A 20869-nucleotide genomic window follows, 5' to 3' on the forward strand; every position below is an offset into this window, starting at 1 on the left:
TGTGAAAAACCATAGGTTCTATTAAGGTTACTCTTTTTTAAACATTTCTTTTGTTTTCTTTTAAAATATTATCTTGACATATTACCAGATTGCTATTTATTAAATAAATAATACCTGGTTGTATATGTTGATATAACTTTATTGTATGAAGAATGACACTCAATAAGCTTTATTTTTATCATTATATAATTTTTAAAAAACTATAACCAAGTTTAAGCCCATAATAAACTAATATTCCTCCACAAACAATATTTATTATTTTAATAACTCTATCATTAATATTATTTTTAAATGTTGAAACTAAGGTTGTTATTCCTAAAAACCACGAAGTAGAAGCCAAACAAACACCTAAAATAAATGATTTTGAAGCTTGTAATGATAATGCAGCTTTAAATCCTCCTAAAAGTAAAGAACCATCAATAAGTGCTTGAGGATTACCCCAAGTTACTAGTAAACAAGATAGAACTATCTGTGGTAATGACTTGTCTATGTCTACTTTATTTTCTATTTCAGGTGTGCTTCTTATAAGTTGAATGCCAATATATACAACAGCTATACATCCAATAAAAAGAATAGTTAATTTAAGGCTTTGAAACTTTTCCATTATAGCTCCCATTCCAAAGAAACAAGCTAGTGCCAAGGAAATATCAAAAAAAGTTGTAATTAAAGCCACTGTATATGCTCTTAGCTTACTATTACCTATTGCATTATTTATTACATAAATATTTTGCATTCCAATAGGAGCAACATATGCAATACCCAACATAAAGCCTCGGATAATATATTTTATCAAGTAAATCGCCTCCCTATACATACTTTATTTATGCTAATTATACGCAAAAAATTTAGTAAAGTCTCCAACCTAATGAAGTAATTTAATCCCAACCAAAAAAGCTATTGAGTTTTCTCAATAGCTTTTCTTATTGCATTCTATTATTAATTTGGCTAATCTCTTTAAACCCTTTTCTAAGTCTTCTAAAGAAGCATACGAATATGAGATTCTAATGCAATGATGGTTTGAAAAGTCATATATGTTGCCAGGGTTTATTAGCAAGCCCTCTTTAGCAGATAATTCAAATAGTTTTTTCATTGAAATTTGTTTTCTTAGATGAAGCCATATATAAAACCCACCAATAGGTTTATTCCACGTTGCTATATCTATGAAATATTTTTGTAAGATATCTAGTACAATTTGTCTTCTAATTTTTAGATTACGCCTTAGTTCTATAAGGTATTTTTCATATAAATCACTATTCAACAATTCAGCCACTACCCACTGAGAAAGCGAACTTGCTCCATAATCTATTTGCATCTTAATATCTCCTAATCGCTCAATAACAGGTTGTGGACCTACTAACCAACCAATTCTTAATCCTGCAGCTAATGTTTTTGAAATACTACCCATATATAAAACTATTCCATTCCTATCTATAGCTTTAAGTGGCATTGGTGGTTCATCTTCTAAACTTAATTCTCTATATGCATCATCTTCAATTATTGGAATTCTATATTTCCCACATGCTTTTATTATTTCATTACGTCTTTCTTGTGACATTACTATGCCTGTGGGATTTTGAAATGTTGGAATAGTATATAATAATGTTGTATTATTTTTAGATCTATTTTCTATAATCTCATCTGCTTTTATTCCATATTCATCCATAGATACTCTCTTTAATCTCATTCCAACTGATTCAAAAATATAAAGAGATTTTAAATAGGATGGGCTTTCTAAAAGAACAGTTGAATAGGGATGCAATATACCTATAGAAATCAAGTGTAGTGCTTGTAATGAACCTGAAACTATCAAGATAGATGATGGAGAAGCATTTATATTAAATTTTTCTAAATATTTGCTTATTGCTTGCCTTAAAAATAATGCTCCCTTTGGTTCTTCATATCCTAGATTTTCTATCTTGTTTGATACATTATTTAATATTCTTTTCATCATTTCTTTAGGATACAATTCAGGTGAAAGCTCTCCGGTTCCTAGTCTAATAATTTCTTTTTTAAATTCTAATCTATTTATAGCTTGAATGGTAGGTTGATTTGGTTTATATAAACCACTCTTTACATATTCATGCCAGTTAGGAGGAGGAGTTGATGCTAAAAGTGACCATGTGTTATTAACTATAATTGTTCCTCCTCGACCATTTGCTTCAATTAATCCTTCAGCCTTAAGCTCGTCTAACGCCTCTACAACTGTACTTCTATTGACATCAAAAACTTTTGCCAACTCTCTTTGAGTTGGTAATTTGCTACCTATATCCCATTGCCCTGTAGATATTTTATTCTTAATATAATTTACTATCTGTTTATATAGGGGAATATTTAAGGTTTTATTAGGTTTCCAATTAATGATCATCATATAACTCCTATTGATTTTTATTCCGTGTCACTAGAATATATAAAAAATTTATATTTCTGTTCACTTCTTTATTTTGTTATAATTTTGTGTAAATGTCTGCTGTATTAGTTGCATTATTTTAGATAACCGTTCATTGGATACTTCTATTAATAGGTGAGCATGATTATCCATAATCACATATACATATAACTTTGCCCTATATTTTTCTATATATAACATCTTCATGTCTTACATTATTATATCATAAAGTTTAGTAGTGAGCCTGACCTTGTAATACAGAAATTATAACTTACCTTAATATAAAACAACTCACAGTCGCAAAAATTCTACAAGTATGTAAATAGGTAATACCTTATTATATGGCTGCGATTACTTATCTATATTATTTAATTATTAAGCAGTTTGTTAGTCATTATATCTTGTACTTATGCTATTAACTCATTTAAAATATCCTTTTCAAGAAAATTGTTTTTGCCTTTTCGTATTACAAGATTCGTTTAAATAAATTTGGATAATCTATAACAAATCCATCTTTATCTATAAAAAATTCCTCCATAAACCCATTATTTAAATTTTCATATCTGTATTTATAACCGTCTGCATTTGATTCCAAACAGGTATAGCGCTGGTTTACAGGTCTTAAACTAAAATTGTAAATATCAATATAAACTACTTTGATTTCTCTTGATTCTCCGGCTTTTAATGATAATCGCCTAATGGGAATTGTATTCGTAAAAGGCGTAACAGAAATATCAATATCTATACAGTCTTCTAAATTTTCTACCAATTTGCCAGCATTCGTTGTCCAATTTCCAATTCCATCTGATTGTAATGCTATATCTCTATATTTACCATCAAATATTTGTACATGAAATTTGTTAACTCTCCAGTCTAAATTACAATATATAGTATATAATATACGAACTGGTATATCATCTTGTCTTGTTAGAATAACTGAATTTGCTGTAATACATGCTTTATCTTTCAATAGGAATAAATGCTCCAATCCTGTCTCACTAAATCTCTCCCACATTACATCCATTTTAATTTTATTTCCTTCTTTCATTAATCCCATCCCCCCATCACAAACATTTGTTCCCATTGATTATACCAAATATATTTTTATTTGTCCAAATGGACTAAAATGAACAAGATTTATTTGAACCATATTTGTTAGATATGCCACAAACTGAAACTCCTAAAGTTTCAATGTCTGAGGTTAAAATGCCAAATTTTAAATTAACTTTAAACTATGCTATGTTAAATTATTCAGCTTGAGGGCTATTAGCTTGATAATCATACTTCTTTATATATGTTGAGTATTTTAACTCTTCTACAGTCCATTTTGAATCCTTATAGCTCCAAACAGTATCAATATGAGAAATGGTGTCTGCATTGTAAAGACCCACTACTCTTTGATGTCCTATAAGTTCATAAGTTCCATCACCATTATAATCCCTAGCTTCAACTAAAGAAAATGGATATGAAAATGGAGCTGAGTCCTTTAATACCTTGCCATTCTTATCATATAATCCATCTTCTATGTACTTGTCTTTATTTACACTTACATCTACAATTGCTTTTTGACCAATACCTTCAATATTGATTTCTACTTTAAAATCATCTATAAACTTAGCCTCAGCTTTTACTCCTTCATTATCCTTATTATCAAATATTACCGTAGGATTATTATCTTTAAATGTTGCTATAAAGTGATCATATATTCCACCGCTTCCACCGGTACTAGTGCTTACCATTACATCATTTATTTTATCGCCTGAAAAATCTTGAACATATAATGTGCCCTCATATCCACCAAAGTTTTCATATGTTGCCTTTGAATATTCATTGGTTTTTCCATCCTTTACAACAACATTTAAGCTTGTAGAAAAAATATCTTCTTTTTGCATCTTATTTCCTACTAGAATAATATCATCCTTAACCTCATCTCCCGTTACATCTTCTGATTTATAATCTATGACATATGCATTGTCTCCTAAATCAAGTTTTTCAATAGTAAATTCATCTCCTATTTTTAAATTAGCTATTTGGCTATTTGGAGTGCTCTGGGCATTTACATAATAAACTCCTCCCGCTGCTAAACAACCTGTCAATAATAACGCTGATGCTTTTTTTATAATATTTTTTTTATACATAAAAATACCCCTTTCTATAAGTATAATATTTAGATAGATCAGTTCAATATTAGTAACTTTATAATTTAAAAGTATAATATTCTAAACTCATATATCTATTTTTCACAAAATTCTTTTATACTTAAATTATAGCTAAACTACATAGCTAATAGGTTGCAAAAGAATTACAAGAGATAATCGATATGGTTACAATTTTTTTATCTTTATTTTCATCATAAAGGTAATCCTCAAATATATTTATATAAAAAGAGCTTCAGCAAATTGCTGAAGCTCTTAGGCTGCTATTATAAATATTATTTTTACTCCGTTTGAATATGCCTCTCCATTTTCTTAATAAATATATCTATATTTGGTAATCCCGCACTAATTACAATCACAATAGCTCCAATTATAGCTTGTAACCCTATACTTTCAGATAGAAATACCCATCCAAATAAAGCTGCAAAAACTGGCTCTAAGGTATAAATCAACGCCATACTTGTAGCCGGAACATGTTTTTGACATATATTAGCCAATAAATATGCTAAAGCAGTACATATAATACTTAAAAACAACATGCCTTTCCATGCCTCTAAAGATAAATTTATTGTTGGTTTTTCTACTATTAAAGATGCAAGAAGACTCAAAAGGCCAACAACACTAATTTGAGTGACTGCAATTAATATAGCATCATACTTTTTAACATATTCTTCAACCAGAATAATATAATATGCTAAAATAACTGATCCGATTAATGTCATTAAATCCCCAAAATTAATGCCTCCTTGGTGTCCTTCTAATGTAACCAGTGCTAGACCAAGTATGGCCATGTAGGTTCCTACCCAAATAATTGTAGATTGCTTTTGTTTTCGTATGTATGTAGCAATAAAGGGGACAAAAACTACACTGCTTCCAACAATAAATGCATTTTTAGCAACACTTGTATATTTCAAACCAATAGTATGGAAAGCAAATGCAAGGAATAGAACTACTCCTGTAATTGCTCCTCCCATTAATTGCTCACGTGTAATCTTTAACTTTCCAGATAAAAATAGTATGCTAGACAAAACACACCCACCAATCAAGAATCGAAAAGCCATAAAATTAAATATTTCAATATCCTTTAATATTGGTTTAGTTAAACTGAAAGATAGACCCCACATTGCTACAATTATTACCATAATGATTTCTGCTTTTCCTTTTTTCATGAAAGCCTCTCCTCCTTTTTTCTTAATCCAAATTGCCACTCTTCAATAATTATACAGGATTATGATTAAAGTTAGCATTTCGTTTTATACAAAAAAAGCCTATTTAATTTGTAAAATATACAAATCAAATGAGCTTTATAAAAACACATCCATATTTCATCTATAGTAGCTTCTTATCAATTAAGTGTAATCGAATAGCTACAGCTAAAGTCTCATAAGTCATACCTTTTATATGAGAGGGATTTAATATTTCATTTATTTTTCGAATACGATAACGCACTGTATTAGTATGCTGAAACAATTTTTCAGATGTCTTTTGAATATTTCCTTCATTCTCAATATATGCAATAGCAGTATTTAAAAGATTTGTTCCTTTATCTTGATCATAATTAACAAGCTTGTCAATCATTTTCTTATAGAATGAATAGACCCATGGATCGTTCATAATTGGGATCAACAATTGATAAATACCCATATCAGAAAAGTTAGCCTGATTCATATCATATAGAGATGCAAAATCATAGGCATATTTACTTTCATCAATAGCTCTGCCTAAAGCACCTAAATCATTTTTAACCTCACTTATCCCCAACCTGTATGTATCATTTAACAGACCGTGTAGGCTTAACGCTGACTGAGAAACTTTTTTGATATATTCATTTTTTTCATTAGCATACGTTACAATGATTAAATATCCATTTTTATAAGATACAACCAAACAACTATTGCCTAGGAATTTGATAAGATCATTTGGGTTAAATGTTGGTATATCACTGACTCCATGCACCATTACTTCCCTTGCGAAATAAACAATACAATTTTTTTTGAAATTTCTATTGATTTCATAAGCTAATTTCCTTATACGAAATTCATTCAAATTGTTCCCTGAAATTTGATCAATCATCAATCTAATATGTTGTTCATGCTTTTGAATATTAACTGCTCTATCAATCTCTAAAATAATTGTTTCAACATAGGTTTCATCAAATAAAAACAACGGAAATCTATGCTTATGAGCTAATTCTATAGCATCTTTAGGAATTTCCTTAAAGTAAATGGTTTTAATGGCAAAGCATGCTGCTTGTGCATCAATTAAATGTTTTACAAATTCAACAATCTTCTCAGGTTGATCCCGAATGGCGAGTAAATTACTAAAGATAAATTCTCCTGTTTGAACTGTATCCCGAACCTGCTCCCCAACCTCATGATCCAAGATTCCAGCTCTAGTAATTTTACGCTCCAACCCATTCATACCTGCAACAAGTTTAAATCTTTTTAATGCATCTAGCTTAAGTGCTTCATGAACTGTTAACGCCATTTGTTCACTCCTTAAGTGTTAATTTTTCAATTCTAGAGGGAGCTCTTTAATTTTTTACATAGTTTAAAAGGATTATATATTAACCTAATTTATCACCTTTTTTAACAGGCTGTTCTGGTTGAATTAATACAACACCTTGTTCGGCATATATTCCTAATACTAATACTTCAGACATAAAGTCAGCAATTTGTATTGGTGGAAAGTTTACCACTCCTAAAACTTGCTTGTCAATCAATTCTTCCCTTTTATAGCATTCAGTTATTTGAGCACTTGATTTCTTTATACCAATTTCGTCACCAAAATCAACCCATAGCTTATATGCAGGCTTTCTAGCTTTTTCAAAGACTTCTACTTTTATAATCTCTCCTACTCTAATGTCTAATTTCAAAAAATCATCAAATATAGCCATAATCTATCTCCTTCCTCTATACATATCTAGTAAACAATCTAATCCATCCTATAGCGAAGTGAAATATTGTTTTACATATAGTACAACTATAGTATTTTCAACTTAGTCCTAAGGTTCTAGAATTACAATATTCTTATTTTCTCTTTTACACTTTTCTTTTTCTGGATAAGAATTTATTATTAATCCCCAAAATAAAAGTAAAACACCGATTATAGAGACACCTGTCAGATTTTCATCAAACACAACTACTCCAAGCATAGCTGCAGTAAATGGTTCTGCTAATGTTAAATTAACAGCCTTAGGTGTTGAAATATTAACAAGTCCATATGCAAATAGAGTACTGCTCCTAAGGATAAAATTGAACCCAATACATTCATATTCATAGAATCTTGACCACCGAAAAGTAAAGTACATCCAATAATAGATACTATAGTACCTATAATCCATCTTCTACTTAGTTTTTCACCCATAAAATATTCAATAATACCTGAAAAAATAGGTGCACTTCCTAATGCTAAAACCGTACCAAGTGCAACACCTGTTTTAAATGCTCCTCTTGTTTTTGTCATTAAAAATAAAGCTGTCCCACCTATTGTCATACACAGTGCACCAATTACAATTGGTGTAGCATTTTCTGGAGCAAAAGCCTGTGCAGAACCTGTCGTTCCCCATAGTATCGCTACCATTAGTACGAATACCTATGCTTTTATATTCGATTGTTTCATAACTTTGCCCTCCTAAAATGTTTATATAGCCTGTGAATTTTAAAATCTAAGTCTATACAGTCATTATAAAATATATAATCACAAAGTTCTTTGCTTAAATCAGGGAGTTTTTATCCATTTCTCGGTACATTTTACGATATGCACTTGGCGACAACTCATGATGTTTTGTAAATAGTCTAGTAAGAGATGATTGTTGCTTATATCCAACAAGTTGTGAAATCATAAGTAAACTTAAGTCTGTATCTATCAAATATTTTTTAGCTTTTTCTAATCGTAGTTTTTGAATGTATGCATTCGGTGTCATACCAGTTTTTTTATTAAACCATTCGATATAATAAGATACATTGAAATTCTCAATTGCTGCCAATTTATTAATCGATATTTGCTTCTGAAAATTATCATGAATATACTGTATCGAAATTGGCCTTACTTCATCCAGTAGAAAATTACAAGCATAGTTCACTAAATCACATAGCCCTCTTTTATTTGAGGTTTGAGCTTCTTCATGAAGAAGATATCTAATGGCTTTCCATCTATCATCGAGAACCTGATACAGTTCATATTTAAACATTTCTCCTAATAAAACTGAATTAATTTCCCTTGGAATATCAATTACTAAAAACTTATTTATGCTATCTGAGTGGTATGAATGATAGCATTCAGGCGGAAGAAAAAATAAATGTTTTTCATCTAAGCTTAGTTCATGCTTATCTGTTTTTATAGATAAACTACCCTGTAGTGGAAGTATTAACTGACTATAGGAATGATTATGTGTATAAGTTTTTTCTGTATATGTCCTCGTTTCACATAATAAATTATTTGATTCCATAGTTTTTCTTCCTCTCTTATATTTTCACTTAGAATTTAATATTATATTTTTATCTTATATTTAAAAGAAAAACCGCCGTTACTTATGGTACGGTTCACCATGATTAACTAAATGCATTACTTTTTTATTATTTATTATCCGTCTAATAACCTAATTGTTCTCCAACAATAATTACCTTTATTCTTCCTTTAATAAATTGTCCTCTAATTATCACAAAATCATTACAAATTCGATTTGTGCTTTTACAATTCACACAATACCCTAGCTGAACACATGGAGTCTCTTTATTCAATCTTTTAGCATCTATAGGTGCTGCATAATTCCTTACCCTGCTTTCAGCTTCTTCTATATCTTTAACAATTTTATTTATTCCAGTTATTAGAATAACTTGCTTAGGTCCATATATCATTGGAGCTACTCTACTTCCATTGCCATCAATATTATATAATTCCCCATCTTCTGTTAATGCATTTGTACTGCAAATAAATGTATCAGCAGAAAAATTTTTAATATAAATTTCTCTTCTATCATCACTTGTTAAACCATCTTTATATTTATCTAAAAAATTAAACTTTCCACTTCTTAAAAAATCTATTACTCCTGTTTCAAAAAGAGTCATAGAATCTCCTACACCAACAGTAGCACCTTCATCTATAAGCTCTTTTAATTTTTTCAACAACTGCTCCCTGTTATTAATATAATATCCTTCCATATTACGAGCATTTAGATTTTTTATAGTTCTCTCAACCTGCTTGTCAATATACCATGTAATATTTTTGTCCATATTTATCTCCCTCCTAGAACTAAGTTCGAATAAATAATCTAATCTTCAATAAGTTCAATGAATCTCTGTGCTGCTGTAGACATAGGAATATCTTTCTTAATTGCTATTCCTATAATTCTTTCAGGTATTTTTTCTTTAATAAAAATTTCATATAACTGTTTCTGGTCTAATTCCTTTTGCATATAATCTTTTATAACACAGGAAACTCCCAATCCTCTTTTAGCAAATTCTATCATTAGTTCCATATTACTCAACTCGATTTGTGGCACTACTTCAAGCCCATGTGAACTAAAATACTTATCTATATAATCTCTTGTATTTCCACCTTTCTCTAGTAGAATAATAGGATATGCATGTACTAAATTCCTCAATGATATCTGTTTTTCACAAATTTCCTTGTATTTATCTCCCACCACAAAGCAATCTTGTATTTTAAATCTTTTAATTACATTAAGAGAATTGTTAGTTTCTATATGCATATTTAAAATTCCTATATCTATCTCACCTGACTCTAATCCTTTTACTATTTCATAACTTGATTTATCCTGAATATAAATTTTTATATTTGGATAATTCAAATTATATATCTCTATATATTTCATTAAATGATATTTACATACTGCACTGCAAACAGCTATTCTTATCTTACCCAAATTTAGATTTTTGAGTTCTAAAAATTTTCTTTCCGCTGTCTGCATAAGACCATAACCCTGTTCTATATATTTGAATAATACCTCACCTTCTAAAGTAAGAACAACTCCTTTTGGAGTTCTATGAAATAATTGTCCTCCTAATTTTCCTTCTAATAATTTTATAGATTGACTAACGGCTGGCTGTGATGTAAAAAGTTCTTTTGCAGCTTTAGATATACTCCCTAATTTGGCAGTAATATAAAAAATTCTATAAAGTTCAAGATTAATATACATATAAAAATTTAATATACCTCCCATATTAAATATTAATTTTACTTATGCCATTATGTTAATTATAATTGCTTTATGAAAGTTAATCAACAACTGCAAGGATTGGGGGTCATAGAGTGGTATTTACATATTATTTATTATCGTTAGTATCTGGATTTACCCAATATGTTCAGCCTTGTTATATGTAGTCAAATAATTCTTGCTGTTGTATTTGACCATTTTGGTTTATTAGGCAACCAAGTCCGTTTGCTAAGTCCTTTAAGAGTTTTAGGAATTATTTTATTAGTCTTAGGTGTTTATATTATTCAAACTCATTAATTAGAAATTCCTATTTAAATCTTAAATCAATAAAACATCTTTACGGGAGGTAATATCAATGAAAAGAATCTGTATTTATTCTGGCTCTAATCTAGGTTTCCGTCCAGAATATAAAGAAAATGCTAAACTACTTGGTAAAATATTAGCAGAAAACAAGATTGAATTAGTATATGGTGGTTCAAGAATAGGTCTTATGGGACAAGTATCAAATGAAGTTTTAAAAAATAATGGAAAAGTTATTGGAGTTATGCCTAAAGGCCTTTTCTCCGGTGAAATGGTTCACAAAAATTTAACTAAACTTATTGAAGTTAAAAACATGCATGAAAGAAAGCAAACTATGGCTGAACTTTCTGATGGATTCATATCACTTCCTGGTGGACTAGGCACTTATGAAGAACTATTTGAAGTCCTTAGTTGGGCTCAACTTGGTATTCATAAAAAACCTATTGGCCTATTAAATGTATCCAATTTCTTTGAACCTCTTTTACATATGATACAAAATACCTGTACTGAAGGTTTTATGAGTGAATCAAATATTAAACTCATCTCAATTTCTGACAACCCTTCACTATTAATAGAAAAGATGAAAAACTATACTCCACCTCTAATGGAAAATAAATGGCGTGAATTACCCTATAAATAACTTTACTTTTTTCTTATAAAATACTTATAATAAAAATAAAGATAGCTAACTATTCAACTATCTTTATTTTCGGTTACATAATTACTATCGGTGTGTGAATATCTTATTTAGAAAACAGATGGTAATAACTGTGGAAATTTCCCATCCAAATATACTTTATATGCATTTTCAAAGCCAATAAATATAGGATTGCTAGGTGTGGCTGCTTATTATTTTTTCGTAGGATTTTCGGAAGAATTTTTATGTAGAGGTTATATTTATCATGCAGCAGATACAAATAAATTAAAAATAATCATTCAATCATTAGCATTTGCGGGTTTCCATTTTATAAGTCCGGAGTTCAATATGGTTCTTTTTTTTATGCTGCTAATTACTGGAATAATATATGGATATTTATATAAAATAATTGGCAATTTGTGGCCTCTAATTATTTTTCATACGATTTGGGATGTAGGTGGAACTTATACGAATTATTATAATAATCCAATGATTGATTTTTTATGGCTTATAATGGTGGTTCTTATAATTAAATTTATTACAGTATTGACGAAAAATGACTGTAAACAATGTTTTTAGAAGTCGGTTATTCTCTTTTAAATTGCTTTGCAACTGTCAGTTGACAAAAATTATACTGTAATTGGTAGTGTGCAACCAATCGGATGTTTTATAATTATAAAAAAGGAGGCGGATAACTTGAGTTTATCTATTCGATTACAAGAATTAAGAAAAAAGGCAAATTTATCGCAGGAAGAATTAGCAGAAAAATTGGAACTATCCAGACAGGCTATATCGAAATGGGAATCTGAACAATCGAAACCGGATATCAATAATATTATCAAATTGAGTGAAATCTATAATGTGAGTACAGATTATATTTTAAAAGGGCCAGAAATGGCTGATAACCTTGAAAATGATGTTAGGCAGGAAAATGATACTATTTTAGGGGGTACTAATCGTAAATTTGTGCATGGAATCATATGGTATATATTAGGGATTTTTGGGATGGCAAGTCTATATATTTTGATTAGATATACTTTTTAGAATAGGTTATTTTTTATATAAGAGGAGAGTGAAATAATGAAAAAAATCATATTGATTTTATTAATTTTTACATTACTAGGAAGTACTTTAATGGGGTGTTCAAGAGATAATACGGATATCCTACAAACTAAAGAAAATCATGCGTATTTAGAAGTTTTAGTAGAAGGTTTTCCAAATTATGTTTTTCATTTATATTCAGTTGCGGGTATTGGTTATGAAAATGAATATGGAGCTGTATATAAAGAAACAGTAAAAAAAGATGATAGAGAGTATCTTAGTCAAAATAAAGAGTTACTAGGTTTTGCAAATGGACGGTTTGGCTCATTAGCGCCAGCCTTTTTATTTGTACCTCTTTATATAAATCCAAAGAGTAAAGAAGAGGTCAAAGAGTATTTTAGGTTGTTGAATCAAGCTTTAGAAAAGGAAGAATATTCGGTATTCATAGACAAGTATAGCGAAAAACTTAATAATATTAATGAATATTGGGTGCCATTTAATGCAAAGGAATACCTTCAAGAAATTACCCAATTTAAAGAAGTTGTTAAAAGAATAAGTGATATATACGTAAATAATTATGATAATTATATTGAGCGTGTATGGTCTGTAGAAAAGGAGAAGTTAATATCAAAAAGAGAAAAGCTAATAAAAGAAATAGACGAATATAATTTAATAGAAAAATGGCAAGAAGCTACCGGAAAAAGTTTTAAATATTCAGTATATCAAATAGTTTTGTGCAGTGCAAATGAAAGTGGAGCAAATGCTGTATCAGTTGCGTATGAAAGAAATCACTTTTATTATGAACCGAATACGAAGATCAATCATCTTGTTGAATATATAAGCCATGAGGTTGGAACCCATCTATTATTTGATACTTTTAAAAAAGTGATGAGTAGCGGAAAGTATGAGTATTCATTGGTATATAAAGCCTATGAGTCTTTGGCTGCATTTTATAATAATAAAATTATATTTAGTAATCGCGATTTATCAGTTGATTTTGATGACTATGATGAAGTACATTTTTTTGAAATATATAATCAAATACATAAAAATACCCCGGATATTTCTTTAGAAGAATTGCTAGTAAAGGGAATTGAGGAGTATTCTAGATAAAAATTGGTAAAAATCAACTGGAATGGTAGTGCTTTGTATTAGAAAAGAGGAATTATATGAAGAATAGTTTTATTTTGCTAATCGTTATTGTAGCAATAAGTGTTGGTTGCACCAAAGTACAAACAGCAGAGCAAGTTGATGTATCAAAAACAGTAAATAATTTGGAAGCTGAATTGCATGCAATGAAAGATAAACAGCGTGAAGACAATAAAATGATTGTTGAACTAAAAGGAAAAGTGGAACAATTAGAGCGAGAAAATGAAAATATAAAAGAAATATTCCAGGAAAAAGAAGAACAGCGAAAAAAGTCAGCGATGACCTATTATTTGGCGAATCGGTTTATTGAAGCATATTTGAACCAAGATATAAAGGGAATGCAGGCCCTATTAGCAGATAACATTTCAGTGGATAATGAATTTATTCGGTATGATTATGAAGGAGAAAAAATAAAATTAAAGAATAATAAGAAAGAGATGGATTATAGGCTGAATAGTTATGAGGTTGAAGATGATTCTGTATTTTATAGTTTTATGGTATATGAGGAGCCATCTCAATATAACAGGAGGTTCATATGGAAGTCAAAATTATAGAAGACAATAAAAAAGATTTTTTAGACTTATTGCTTTTAGCTGATGAACAAGAAAATATGATTGATAAGTATTTACATAGAGGAGAATTATTTGCATTGTATGATGGAGATTTAAAAAGTATCTGTGTTGTAACAAAAGAAAATGATGATGAATACGAGCTAAAGAATTTAGCTACATATAAAAAATACCAAGGACAAGGCTATGGAAGCAGCTTGGTAAAGTATATATTTGAATACTATAAAGGCAAGTGCAAGACAATGTTTGTAGGTACTGGAGATAGTCCTTTGACAATTCCTTTTTATGAACATTGCGGATTCAAAATTTCTCATAAAACAAAAAATTTTTTCATCGATAACTACGATAAACCTATTTTTGAAAATGGTGTTCAGCTTATTGATATGGTTTATTTAAGAAAAGATTTCTAAAGATTATTAGCTTAGTCCTTGGATTGATTTATTGTTATTTAGTATATATTTTATATAATTCTTTATCACTATACCTTTTAAATAGCAATAACTGCTCGTAGGAGTTCCTTCTAAATTTAATACTTTTGGAAATGGTGATATCCGTAAGTTCTTATTTAAAATTTTAGGATTAAAGTTCTTTTTCATCTCCTGTAGCTGTCATTAGATTATTACATTGTGGACATACATAAAACTTTAATTTATTCATATTTCTTCCTACTAATTCATTTAAATTAATTTCGCCTAATAAAATTCTATCAACACTTACCTTTATCATCTGCAATTTGTTTTTGGGTCATATTTTTTTCTTTTCTCAATTGATATATTAATTTACCATTTTCTTGCAATCCATTAATATCACCTCTTATATTAATTTAACCTACTTACGAATTTAATTCAATAAACGAATCGTAGAGTATGTGTTTTTTAGTATTTTTACCGTTTTTTATAGTAAAAATAAAAATCATATTGATTATTATATCAATATGATTTTAGTGGATTTCAATAGTAAAGACGAAATACACATAACCACTATCCTACTGAAAACTGCCGTTACTTGTGGTGCAGTTCAACGTAACTACTTGTCATCTGGTATAACCTTAAATAATCTTACTTACAAAAAGGCTACCAAAATTAATTGACAGCCTACAAAACATATATAAAAATACTTATAGATTAAATGCTCTTACTTTTATTTTGTTAACTATATTCTAATATTAGTCTAGAGAACAAGAAACTATAAAATTATTTACACTACAACATCATACTGCTGATGTTATAACTAACAAACGTTACTATAAGCGTAGTCACTATTAGCATTGCTATACCATATTTAAATATCTTGCTCCGATTGCTGTAATCATCACCATGTAGCATTGCGACAGTAGCAAAGCTAGACGGGCAAACAAATGCACAGGATCCGCATAAAGTAGTTGTTAGTGCAATGGCAACAGGATCAATGGATTTACCGCTTAGTGCTAAGGCAACACCAACACCGGTCATAACTGTAATAGTAGTGACATTAGAAGCAAAGTTAGTTAAAAAGAGGGTAATGAAAGTAATTATCAGAACAATAATCATAGGAGATACTCCACTGGTCAGGGGAACGATTTTTTCGCCAATGAAATCAGTTACACCAGTGGCTTTGTCGCTAACAGCGCTTCCAAGGTAAACTCCAATGCTGATAAAAATTAGAATAGCCCAATTTATCTTCTTGTTAACAATATCCGCAACGTCGATGATAGGCTTTTCATTAATGCTGATAACAGACATTAAGACTACAGACAGAATTGCCCAGAAGGTAATTCCATAGGAATTTAGAGCTTTGACAAATGAAGAACTTCCTACAAACATGTTCATAATACCAGGCAACATCCACATAACAACTGTTGCAAAGAAAATGAAAACGGTTGTTTTTTCCTTAAGGTCCATTGGATTCTGTTTGTTAATAACATTCTCGATATTGAAATTTTTGAATTTACTCATGTCGGGCTTAGCGAAGAGTCGAATCATGATAGCCATAAGAATGAATAGAAGAATTCCAGTAGGAACCCCATAAGCTAAGTAAGTGAAAAGGCTTATAGCTTTGCCAGTTGCTCCTTCGTATATGCCAAGACCGAGAATGATCAAGGAGTGAGAAATAGGAGTCATGGCACCTCCTATATTAACACCAAATATCGTTACGATATTTGCAATATTTGGATAAGAATCCTTCTTATCATAGCCCAGCTCTTGATATATCTTACTACAAAAGGAAAGCATAAAAGAAGCGGCTGGTACCTGATCCATAAAACAGCCAAGAAGCATACCCAAGGCACCAAGGGAAAAAGTGAATATCCAGGGACTCTTACTAACAAACTTTAAGCTCATAAACTTTGCAACCAATCTGGTTGTAAATCCAGACTCATTTAGAGCATATGTCATAATAAAGCTCATGAGAACGAAGTAGATTATCCAGCTTCCAAAGGAACCAGAAATGGCAGTGTTCAGAGTGGTAACACCAGTTCTAGATAGCAGGACTAACGCCAGCATTGCAGGCCATACGGTGTCCACAAGTGAGAGAAGAAGTACAGTGGCAATGAAGACACCGATGACCTTCATCCCCACAGTGGTCATCGGTTCAACAGGAGGCACAATCCAAAAAAGAATGACTATTGCTAAGCAGGCAATAATTTGAATTAGTTTGGTTTTCTCCATACAAAATTTGTCGGTATTCATTATTATTTTTCCCCCTTTAATAATTGTAATTTTATATCTAAATATAATCGATAACTATATGTATATCTCCTTAAGCCTTAGTTTTTTTAACTATTATGATATATAAATTTCGTATACGCTCTTGGTACAAAGATAATATATCTATTAATTAAATCTATTAACCATTGTATTGCACTTCCTGTAAACACCATAGCAAATATTGTACCTATTCCGACAGAATATATACTTTTAAAATTCACATAGGATATCAATATGGTTGATAGAACACAAGTTGCATCAAATATTGTTTTCACTGTTCTCACTTTCTTCTTTGAAATCAATGCCATATCCCTTATGAAAATATCAAAAGGCAATGGTGGAAGTTTACACATTATCATAAGAGTTATCCCAAAAGCTAACAAAATGAACCCAACCAAGAAAATTAAATATCTTGCAATTCCATTAATTAAAATTCCATCAAATATTCTACTATAAAACTCTAAAATTATACTAAATAAAGCAGCAAGACCTAGTGAAATAACATACTGTCCTATTTTACGAGTGACAACAAAAAGAATAGCCATTAAAAAAAGTTGAAAAAGAAATGTTGTCATGCCTAATGTTAATTTGGAACTGACTAAATCCAATATTAATGGTATGGACGATATTGTAGATACACCAAGCCCACTTTTTATCATTAGAGTTACAGCTAATCCGTTCAAGACCAATCCAACTAACAATGCTACTTCACTATACAATTTAATTCTTGATTTTGTATCATTAGAATTACTACTAATAAACTTCGTCAATCACATACACATCCTTCATAATCTAGAAAACTACAATGGTCATATTTCCACGTAGTACTTAAAATTCCCTTCGATGTTTGTAAAGTTGAGGATGCATTAGCTGCAGCCTCAACTTATTTAGAGTTTTTAATCTACCTTAATCACTATTGAAGCACCAATATCTCCAGCTGCACATCCAGTAAATGCACCGTAACCTCCACCCTGTTTAACTAATATTTCAATAAGCTCTATTATAGATCTTCCAGCAGTTGGTCCTTGAGGATGTCCATAAATCATCGAAGATCCATAGTTATTTATTTTCTTCTGTTCAATTCCAAGCATTCTCCCAAGACTTATATCATTCACTGCAAAAGGATTATGGGTTTTTACTTGGCTAATATCTTTAACTGTCAATCCTGCATTTTTTATCGCTTTATCAAGTGCCGGGCCAGGTGCAGCTGCCATTCGTCCGGCACCAATTCTAACTGTACCATATGAAAGAATCTGAATGTTAATATTTGGATCACAACTAATTTCTTTTGCTTTTTCTTTAGTTGTAACAATAATTCCACAGTTTCCATCAGCTGGGTGTGTCTGACTGCCGAATGTCAGTACACCACCTTCTTCTATTGGTTTTAGTTTAGCTAAACCTTCGGCTGTTGAAGGCCTTACACCTTCATCCTCAGAAATATATTTTACATTCTTTTTGCCTTCTTTTATTTCTACCGAAAACATGTATTTTTTCTGGAATTCTCTATCATTAACAAGTGCATCCAGATACTGATGGTATCTAAGAAGAGCTACTTCGTCACATTCTTCCTTAGTTATTCCCATTTCTTTTGCAACAGCCTCAGCCGTCTGAAACATTTTCAAGCCTGCACCTGGTGAAGGATCTTTGTTAAAGTTGTCAAGAACAACGTTTTCAACATCCAGACTACCCGTATTAGGATTTGGTGCTACAACTATAGGAGTACTTGAGCATCTGTCACCTGAGAGGCAGAGCACAGCATCATAATTTCCCACCTCAATATCGTTTGCTGCGAGCGATATTGAAGTTGTTGATGTAGCACATACTTGGTTTAACGATAATGCCGGAATTTCCTTCTTCCTTTCAAGTATCACTGCGGCTGCATAAGCATGCGCATAAAATGATAATGGATTTACTACAGTTGATCCGAAGTATAGGAAGTCAAGTACTGTTGGATCAATTTTTTTATGAACAAACCATCTTCTTGCTGTTTCTGCACTAAGCACTATTGGATTCTCTGACTTTAAAGAGCCATTCCATCGTACAAATGGTGTTGAATAGTACACCCCATAAGGAATAAAAACTTTACTATATGCCATTACTAATTCCTCCTAATATTTCATGTATTTTTTAAAATTTTATATATTTTATATTTAAATTTAGTCAATCAACATTTCTTTAAGGTTATCATCAATGATAAGCTTTGCTTCAATTTCCGCCTGAATCTCATCTATTGTGAACATTGGATTATACTTTGTCAATACAATGCCATTCTTCCTGATTTCCATAACAGCTTTTTCAGTTACTATTTTTGAAACAACTTTTTGGGCAGTAAGTGGAAGTCTGCATTTTTTCAGTATCTTTGGGTTCCCCTTTTGAGAATTATAAGTTGCTACAATAACCTGCTTGGAACCAACACACAAATCCATCGCTCCACCCATTCCAGTTACTCTTTTCCCTGGTATCTGATAGTTTGCTATATTCCCCTCCTGGTCTACTTCCATAGTCCCAAGCACAGTCACATCAAGATGCCCACCACGTATAATACCAAAGGATATTGAACTATCAAAGAAAGCTGCTCCAGGGATTATCGTTGTAGGATATCCTGAGGAACTAATAATGTCTGGATCACAGTCTACTCCAACAGGTATAGCTCTACCAGTTCCTATTAATCCATTCTCTGCGTGGAGTAATATCTGCTGTTCAGGTTTTACATAATCTGCTACTTGAGTTGGCAATCCTACCCCAAGATTTACCATGCTTCCCTTTTCAAGATCAATAGCAATGTTTTGGGCAATTATTCTTCCCATTGTTTCCTTATCCAATTGCTTAATACTGATATCTTGCATACTTAATTACCTCCCTGAACAATATAATCGACAAATACTGATGGTGTTTGTATCTGGTCTGGATCCAGTTCTCCGATTTCCACAATTTCATCTGCTTCAATAATGGTTATTTTACCAGCAGTTGCCATCATAGGTCCATGTGAAATATTAGTACCATGGTATATAGCATTACCAAGTCGATCAGCCTTTTTAACTTTCACTATTGCAACATCTGCTTTAAGTGGTTTTTCAACTAAATATGTCTTACCGTCGATTTCTAAAGTCTGCTTACTATTTGCCACCTCTGTACCAACTCCTGTTGGAGTCAAAGCGCCTCCTAGTCCAAATCCACCAGAGCGAATCCTCTCAACAAGAGTTCCCTGTGGTACAAGCTCAACCTCAAGTTCTTTAGCTGCAAGCTGTTTTCCTGTTTCAGGATTCATACCAATATGCGATACAATCACTTTCTTAAACTGCTTTGCAACTACCATCAATCCTATGCCCGCATCAACTAGACCAGTATCGTTGCAAATCAGTGTCATATTCTTTACGCCTTTTTCAACAAGTCCATTTATTATCTTCATTGGAGAACCTGTAGCTGCAAACCCTCCTACCATTAGAGTGCAACCATCGCTTATGTGAGAAATGGCCTGATCCAAAGAAACTACTTTATCAATACTAATTTCTTTTACTTGTGACATATTTTCCTCCCCTTTAATTATCCTGAATAAATAGCTCTGTATTTCATATTTGTATTATCATGCAATATAATGAGCTAACTACATTTAACTACTCATAAGGCACTTGAATAATCTTGTCCTAATGTTATTAATTATTTACGCCCTTTACAAAAACAGCAGAAATATAGAAGGTTAAAATTTTACGCTGCATACTGCATAAGTTTTAATGACTAACATAATTACGTTTTTCACCTCCATAAAATA

The 20869-nt window shown here is 30.9% G+C and carries 26 protein-coding genes; 7 read left to right on the forward strand and 19 right to left on the reverse strand.

The genetic code is table 11. The features are described 5' to 3' along the window. Positions 1-181 precede the first annotated feature (181 nt). The 13 genes from B5X81_RS26360 to B5X81_RS26415 all read right to left on the reverse strand — a co-directional run bounded on the left by B5X81_RS26360 (position 182) and on the right by B5X81_RS26415 (position 10702). Positions 182-793: a LysE/ArgO family amino acid transporter gene (locus tag B5X81_RS26360; protein ID WP_079496006.1), complete on the reverse strand. Its 612-nt coding sequence runs from the start codon at positions 791-793 to the stop codon at positions 182-184. A 114-nt stretch (positions 794-907) separates the two neighbouring features. Beyond that, positions 908-2365: an aminotransferase-like domain-containing protein gene (locus tag B5X81_RS26365; RefSeq protein ID WP_330397458.1), complete on the reverse strand. Its 1458-nt coding sequence runs from the start codon at positions 2363-2365 to the stop codon at positions 908-910. A gap of 63 nt (positions 2366-2428) precedes the next feature. Beyond that, the gene (locus B5X81_RS28885; RefSeq protein ID WP_079496008.1) at positions 2429-2593 is read right to left on the reverse strand and encodes a transposase; all 165 of its coding nucleotides are present in this window, start codon (positions 2591-2593) and stop codon (positions 2429-2431) included. Between the two features lie 259 nt (positions 2594-2852). Next, positions 2853-3434, reverse strand: a complete 582-nt coding sequence (locus B5X81_RS26375) for a putative glycolipid-binding domain-containing protein (protein WP_244282258.1) — start codon at positions 3432-3434, stop codon at positions 2853-2855. 199 nt (positions 3435-3633) lie between these two features. Then, a complete protein-coding gene (locus tag B5X81_RS26380; protein ID WP_079496009.1) occupies positions 3634-4524 on the reverse strand; it encodes a hypothetical protein in 891 nt (296 codons plus the stop codon). A gap of 299 nt (positions 4525-4823) precedes the next feature. Further along, positions 4824-5711: a DMT family transporter gene (locus B5X81_RS26385; protein ID WP_079496010.1), complete on the reverse strand. Its 888-nt coding sequence runs from the start codon at positions 5709-5711 to the stop codon at positions 4824-4826. Between the two features lie 160 nt (positions 5712-5871). Further along, entirely contained in the window at positions 5872-7029 is a 1158-nt protein-coding gene (locus B5X81_RS26390) for a PucR family transcriptional regulator (protein ID WP_079496011.1), read from the reverse strand. Between the two features lie 79 nt (positions 7030-7108). Further along, positions 7109-7438: a tRNA-binding protein gene (locus B5X81_RS26395; protein ID WP_079496012.1), complete on the reverse strand. Its 330-nt coding sequence runs from the start codon at positions 7436-7438 to the stop codon at positions 7109-7111. Between the two features lie 108 nt (positions 7439-7546). Beyond that, on the reverse strand, positions 7547-7807 hold the full coding sequence (locus B5X81_RS28295) for an EamA family transporter (protein WP_244282259.1): 261 nt from the start codon (positions 7805-7807) through the stop codon (positions 7547-7549). Continuing rightward, the gene (locus B5X81_RS28300) at positions 7723-8124 is read right to left on the reverse strand and encodes a hypothetical protein (protein ID WP_244282260.1); all 402 of its coding nucleotides are present in this window, start codon (positions 8122-8124) and stop codon (positions 7723-7725) included. Before B5X81_RS28300 ends, B5X81_RS28295 begins: the two co-directional genes overlap by 85 nt. 133 nt (positions 8125-8257) lie before the next feature. Further along, positions 8258-8992, reverse strand: a complete 735-nt coding sequence (locus tag B5X81_RS26405) for a helix-turn-helix domain-containing protein (RefSeq protein WP_079496013.1) — start codon at positions 8990-8992, stop codon at positions 8258-8260. A 142-nt stretch (positions 8993-9134) separates the two neighbouring features. Continuing rightward, the gene (locus B5X81_RS26410; protein ID WP_079496014.1) at positions 9135-9776 is read right to left on the reverse strand and encodes a lactate utilization protein; all 642 of its coding nucleotides are present in this window, start codon (positions 9774-9776) and stop codon (positions 9135-9137) included. A gap of 38 nt (positions 9777-9814) precedes the next feature. Further along, positions 9815-10702, reverse strand: a complete 888-nt coding sequence (locus B5X81_RS26415; RefSeq protein WP_079496015.1) for a LysR family transcriptional regulator — start codon at positions 10700-10702, stop codon at positions 9815-9817. A gap of 162 nt (positions 10703-10864) precedes the next feature. Between B5X81_RS26415 and B5X81_RS28890 the strand changes: the two genes are divergently transcribed. The 7 genes from B5X81_RS28890 to B5X81_RS26450 all read left to right on the forward strand — a co-directional run bounded on the left by B5X81_RS28890 (position 10865) and on the right by B5X81_RS26450 (position 14826). Further along, a complete protein-coding gene (locus B5X81_RS28890; protein ID WP_408606856.1) occupies positions 10865-11017 on the forward strand; it encodes a DMT family transporter in 153 nt (50 codons plus the stop codon). A 58-nt stretch (positions 11018-11075) separates the two neighbouring features. Continuing rightward, on the forward strand, positions 11076-11660 hold the full coding sequence (locus B5X81_RS26425) for an LOG family protein (protein ID WP_079496016.1): 585 nt from the start codon (positions 11076-11078) through the stop codon (positions 11658-11660). 198 nt (positions 11661-11858) lie between these two features. After that, complete coding sequence (locus tag B5X81_RS26430) at positions 11859-12236, forward strand: CPBP family intramembrane glutamic endopeptidase (RefSeq protein ID WP_170917621.1); 378 nt, start codon at positions 11859-11861, stop codon at positions 12234-12236. 117 nt (positions 12237-12353) lie between these two features. Continuing rightward, positions 12354-12701: a helix-turn-helix domain-containing protein gene (locus B5X81_RS26435; RefSeq protein ID WP_079496018.1), complete on the forward strand. Its 348-nt coding sequence runs from the start codon at positions 12354-12356 to the stop codon at positions 12699-12701. Positions 12702-12737: 36 nt separating this feature from the next. After that, positions 12738-13811 (forward strand): hypothetical protein, encoded by a 1074-nt coding sequence (locus tag B5X81_RS26440; protein ID WP_079496019.1) that lies wholly within the window; start codon positions 12738-12740, stop codon positions 13809-13811. A 56-nt stretch (positions 13812-13867) separates the two neighbouring features. Continuing rightward, positions 13868-14401 carry a hypothetical protein gene (locus B5X81_RS26445; protein ID WP_079496020.1) on the forward strand — a complete coding sequence of 178 codons (534 nt, stop codon included), beginning with the start codon at positions 13868-13870 and terminating at the stop codon, positions 14399-14401. Continuing rightward, positions 14383-14826 (forward strand): GNAT family N-acetyltransferase, encoded by a 444-nt coding sequence (locus tag B5X81_RS26450; protein WP_079496021.1) that lies wholly within the window; start codon positions 14383-14385, stop codon positions 14824-14826. The genes B5X81_RS26445 and B5X81_RS26450 overlap by 19 nt, the downstream gene beginning before the upstream one ends. Before the next feature lie 169 nt (positions 14827-14995). Here B5X81_RS26450 and B5X81_RS27680 read toward each other — a convergent pair whose 3' ends face one another. From B5X81_RS27680 to B5X81_RS26475, 6 genes are all read right to left on the reverse strand, one after another. Continuing rightward, a complete protein-coding gene (locus tag B5X81_RS27680; protein ID WP_170917622.1) occupies positions 14996-15142 on the reverse strand; it encodes a hypothetical protein in 147 nt (48 codons plus the stop codon). 476 nt (positions 15143-15618) lie between these two features. Next, entirely contained in the window at positions 15619-17082 is a 1464-nt protein-coding gene (locus tag B5X81_RS26455) for an SLC13 family permease (RefSeq protein ID WP_079496022.1), read from the reverse strand. A gap of 86 nt (positions 17083-17168) precedes the next feature. Next, the gene (locus tag B5X81_RS26460) at positions 17169-17870 is read right to left on the reverse strand and encodes a DUF6198 family protein (protein ID WP_079496023.1); all 702 of its coding nucleotides are present in this window, start codon (positions 17868-17870) and stop codon (positions 17169-17171) included. Positions 17871-17996: 126 nt separating this feature from the next. Then, entirely contained in the window at positions 17997-19196 is a 1200-nt protein-coding gene (locus B5X81_RS26465) for a thiolase family protein (RefSeq protein ID WP_079496024.1), read from the reverse strand. Between the two features lie 60 nt (positions 19197-19256). Further along, positions 19257-19946 (reverse strand): 3-oxoacid CoA-transferase subunit B, encoded by a 690-nt coding sequence (locus B5X81_RS26470; RefSeq protein ID WP_079496025.1) that lies wholly within the window; start codon positions 19944-19946, stop codon positions 19257-19259. A 2-nt stretch (positions 19947-19948) separates the two neighbouring features. Next, positions 19949-20626, reverse strand: coding sequence for a CoA transferase subunit A (locus tag B5X81_RS26475; protein ID WP_139380484.1), 678 nt, complete (start codon positions 20624-20626; stop codon positions 19949-19951). Between the last annotated feature and the right edge of the window lie 243 nt (positions 20627-20869).

This window comes from Maledivibacter halophilus (genome assembly GCF_900167445.1).
Lineage (GTDB): Bacteria > Bacillota > Clostridia > Peptostreptococcales > Caminicellaceae > Maledivibacter > Maledivibacter halophilus.

Bases quoted from the DNA above. Each gene is read 5' to 3' on its own strand.
- B5X81_RS26365 (WP_330397458.1), bottom strand. From the start codon at position 2,365: ATGATCATTAATTGGAAACCTAATAAAACCTTAAATATTCCCCTATAT.
- B5X81_RS28885 (WP_079496008.1), bottom strand. From the start codon at position 2,593: ATGAAGATGTTATATATAGAAAAATATAGGGCAAAGTTATATGTATAT.
- B5X81_RS26375 (WP_244282258.1), bottom strand. From the start codon at position 3,434: ATGAAAGAAGGAAATAAAATTAAAATGGATGTAATGTGGGAGAGATTT.
- B5X81_RS26380 (WP_079496009.1), bottom strand. From the start codon at position 4,524: ATGTATAAAAAAAATATTATAAAAAAAGCATCAGCGTTATTATTGACA.
- B5X81_RS26385 (WP_079496010.1), bottom strand. From the start codon at position 5,711: ATGAAAAAAGGAAAAGCAGAAATCATTATGGTAATAATTGTAGCAATG.
- B5X81_RS26390 (WP_079496011.1), bottom strand. From the start codon at position 7,029: ATGGCGTTAACAGTTCATGAAGCACTTAAGCTAGATGCATTAAAAAGA.
- B5X81_RS26395 (WP_079496012.1), bottom strand. From the start codon at position 7,438: ATGGCTATATTTGATGATTTTTTGAAATTAGACATTAGAGTAGGAGAG.
- B5X81_RS28300 (WP_244282260.1), bottom strand. From the start codon at position 8,124: ATGGTAGCGATACTATGGGGAACGACAGGTTCTGCACAGGCTTTTGCT.
- B5X81_RS26405 (WP_079496013.1), bottom strand. From the start codon at position 8,992: ATGGAATCAAATAATTTATTATGTGAAACGAGGACATATACAGAAAAA.
- B5X81_RS26410 (WP_079496014.1), bottom strand. From the start codon at position 9,776: ATGGACAAAAATATTACATGGTATATTGACAAGCAGGTTGAGAGAACT.
- B5X81_RS26415 (WP_079496015.1), bottom strand. From the start codon at position 10,702: ATGTATATTAATCTTGAACTTTATAGAATTTTTTATATTACTGCCAAA.
- B5X81_RS28890 (WP_408606856.1), top strand. From the start codon at position 10,865: ATGTTCAGCCTTGTTATATGTAGTCAAATAATTCTTGCTGTTGTATTT.
- B5X81_RS26425 (WP_079496016.1), top strand. From the start codon at position 11,076: ATGAAAAGAATCTGTATTTATTCTGGCTCTAATCTAGGTTTCCGTCCA.
- B5X81_RS26440 (WP_079496019.1), top strand. From the start codon at position 12,738: ATGAAAAAAATCATATTGATTTTATTAATTTTTACATTACTAGGAAGT.
- B5X81_RS26445 (WP_079496020.1), top strand. From the start codon at position 13,868: ATGAAGAATAGTTTTATTTTGCTAATCGTTATTGTAGCAATAAGTGTT.
- B5X81_RS26450 (WP_079496021.1), top strand. From the start codon at position 14,383: ATGGAAGTCAAAATTATAGAAGACAATAAAAAAGATTTTTTAGACTTA.
- B5X81_RS27680 (WP_170917622.1), bottom strand. From the start codon at position 15,142: ATGATAAAGGTAAGTGTTGATAGAATTTTATTAGGCGAAATTAATTTA.
- B5X81_RS26455 (WP_079496022.1), bottom strand. From the start codon at position 17,082: ATGAATACCGACAAATTTTGTATGGAGAAAACCAAACTAATTCAAATT.
- B5X81_RS26465 (WP_079496024.1), bottom strand. From the start codon at position 19,196: ATGGCATATAGTAAAGTTTTTATTCCTTATGGGGTGTACTATTCAACA.
- B5X81_RS26470 (WP_079496025.1), bottom strand. From the start codon at position 19,946: ATGCAAGATATCAGTATTAAGCAATTGGATAAGGAAACAATGGGAAGA.
- B5X81_RS26475 (WP_139380484.1), bottom strand. From the start codon at position 20,626: ATGTCACAAGTAAAAGAAATTAGTATTGATAAAGTAGTTTCTTTGGAT.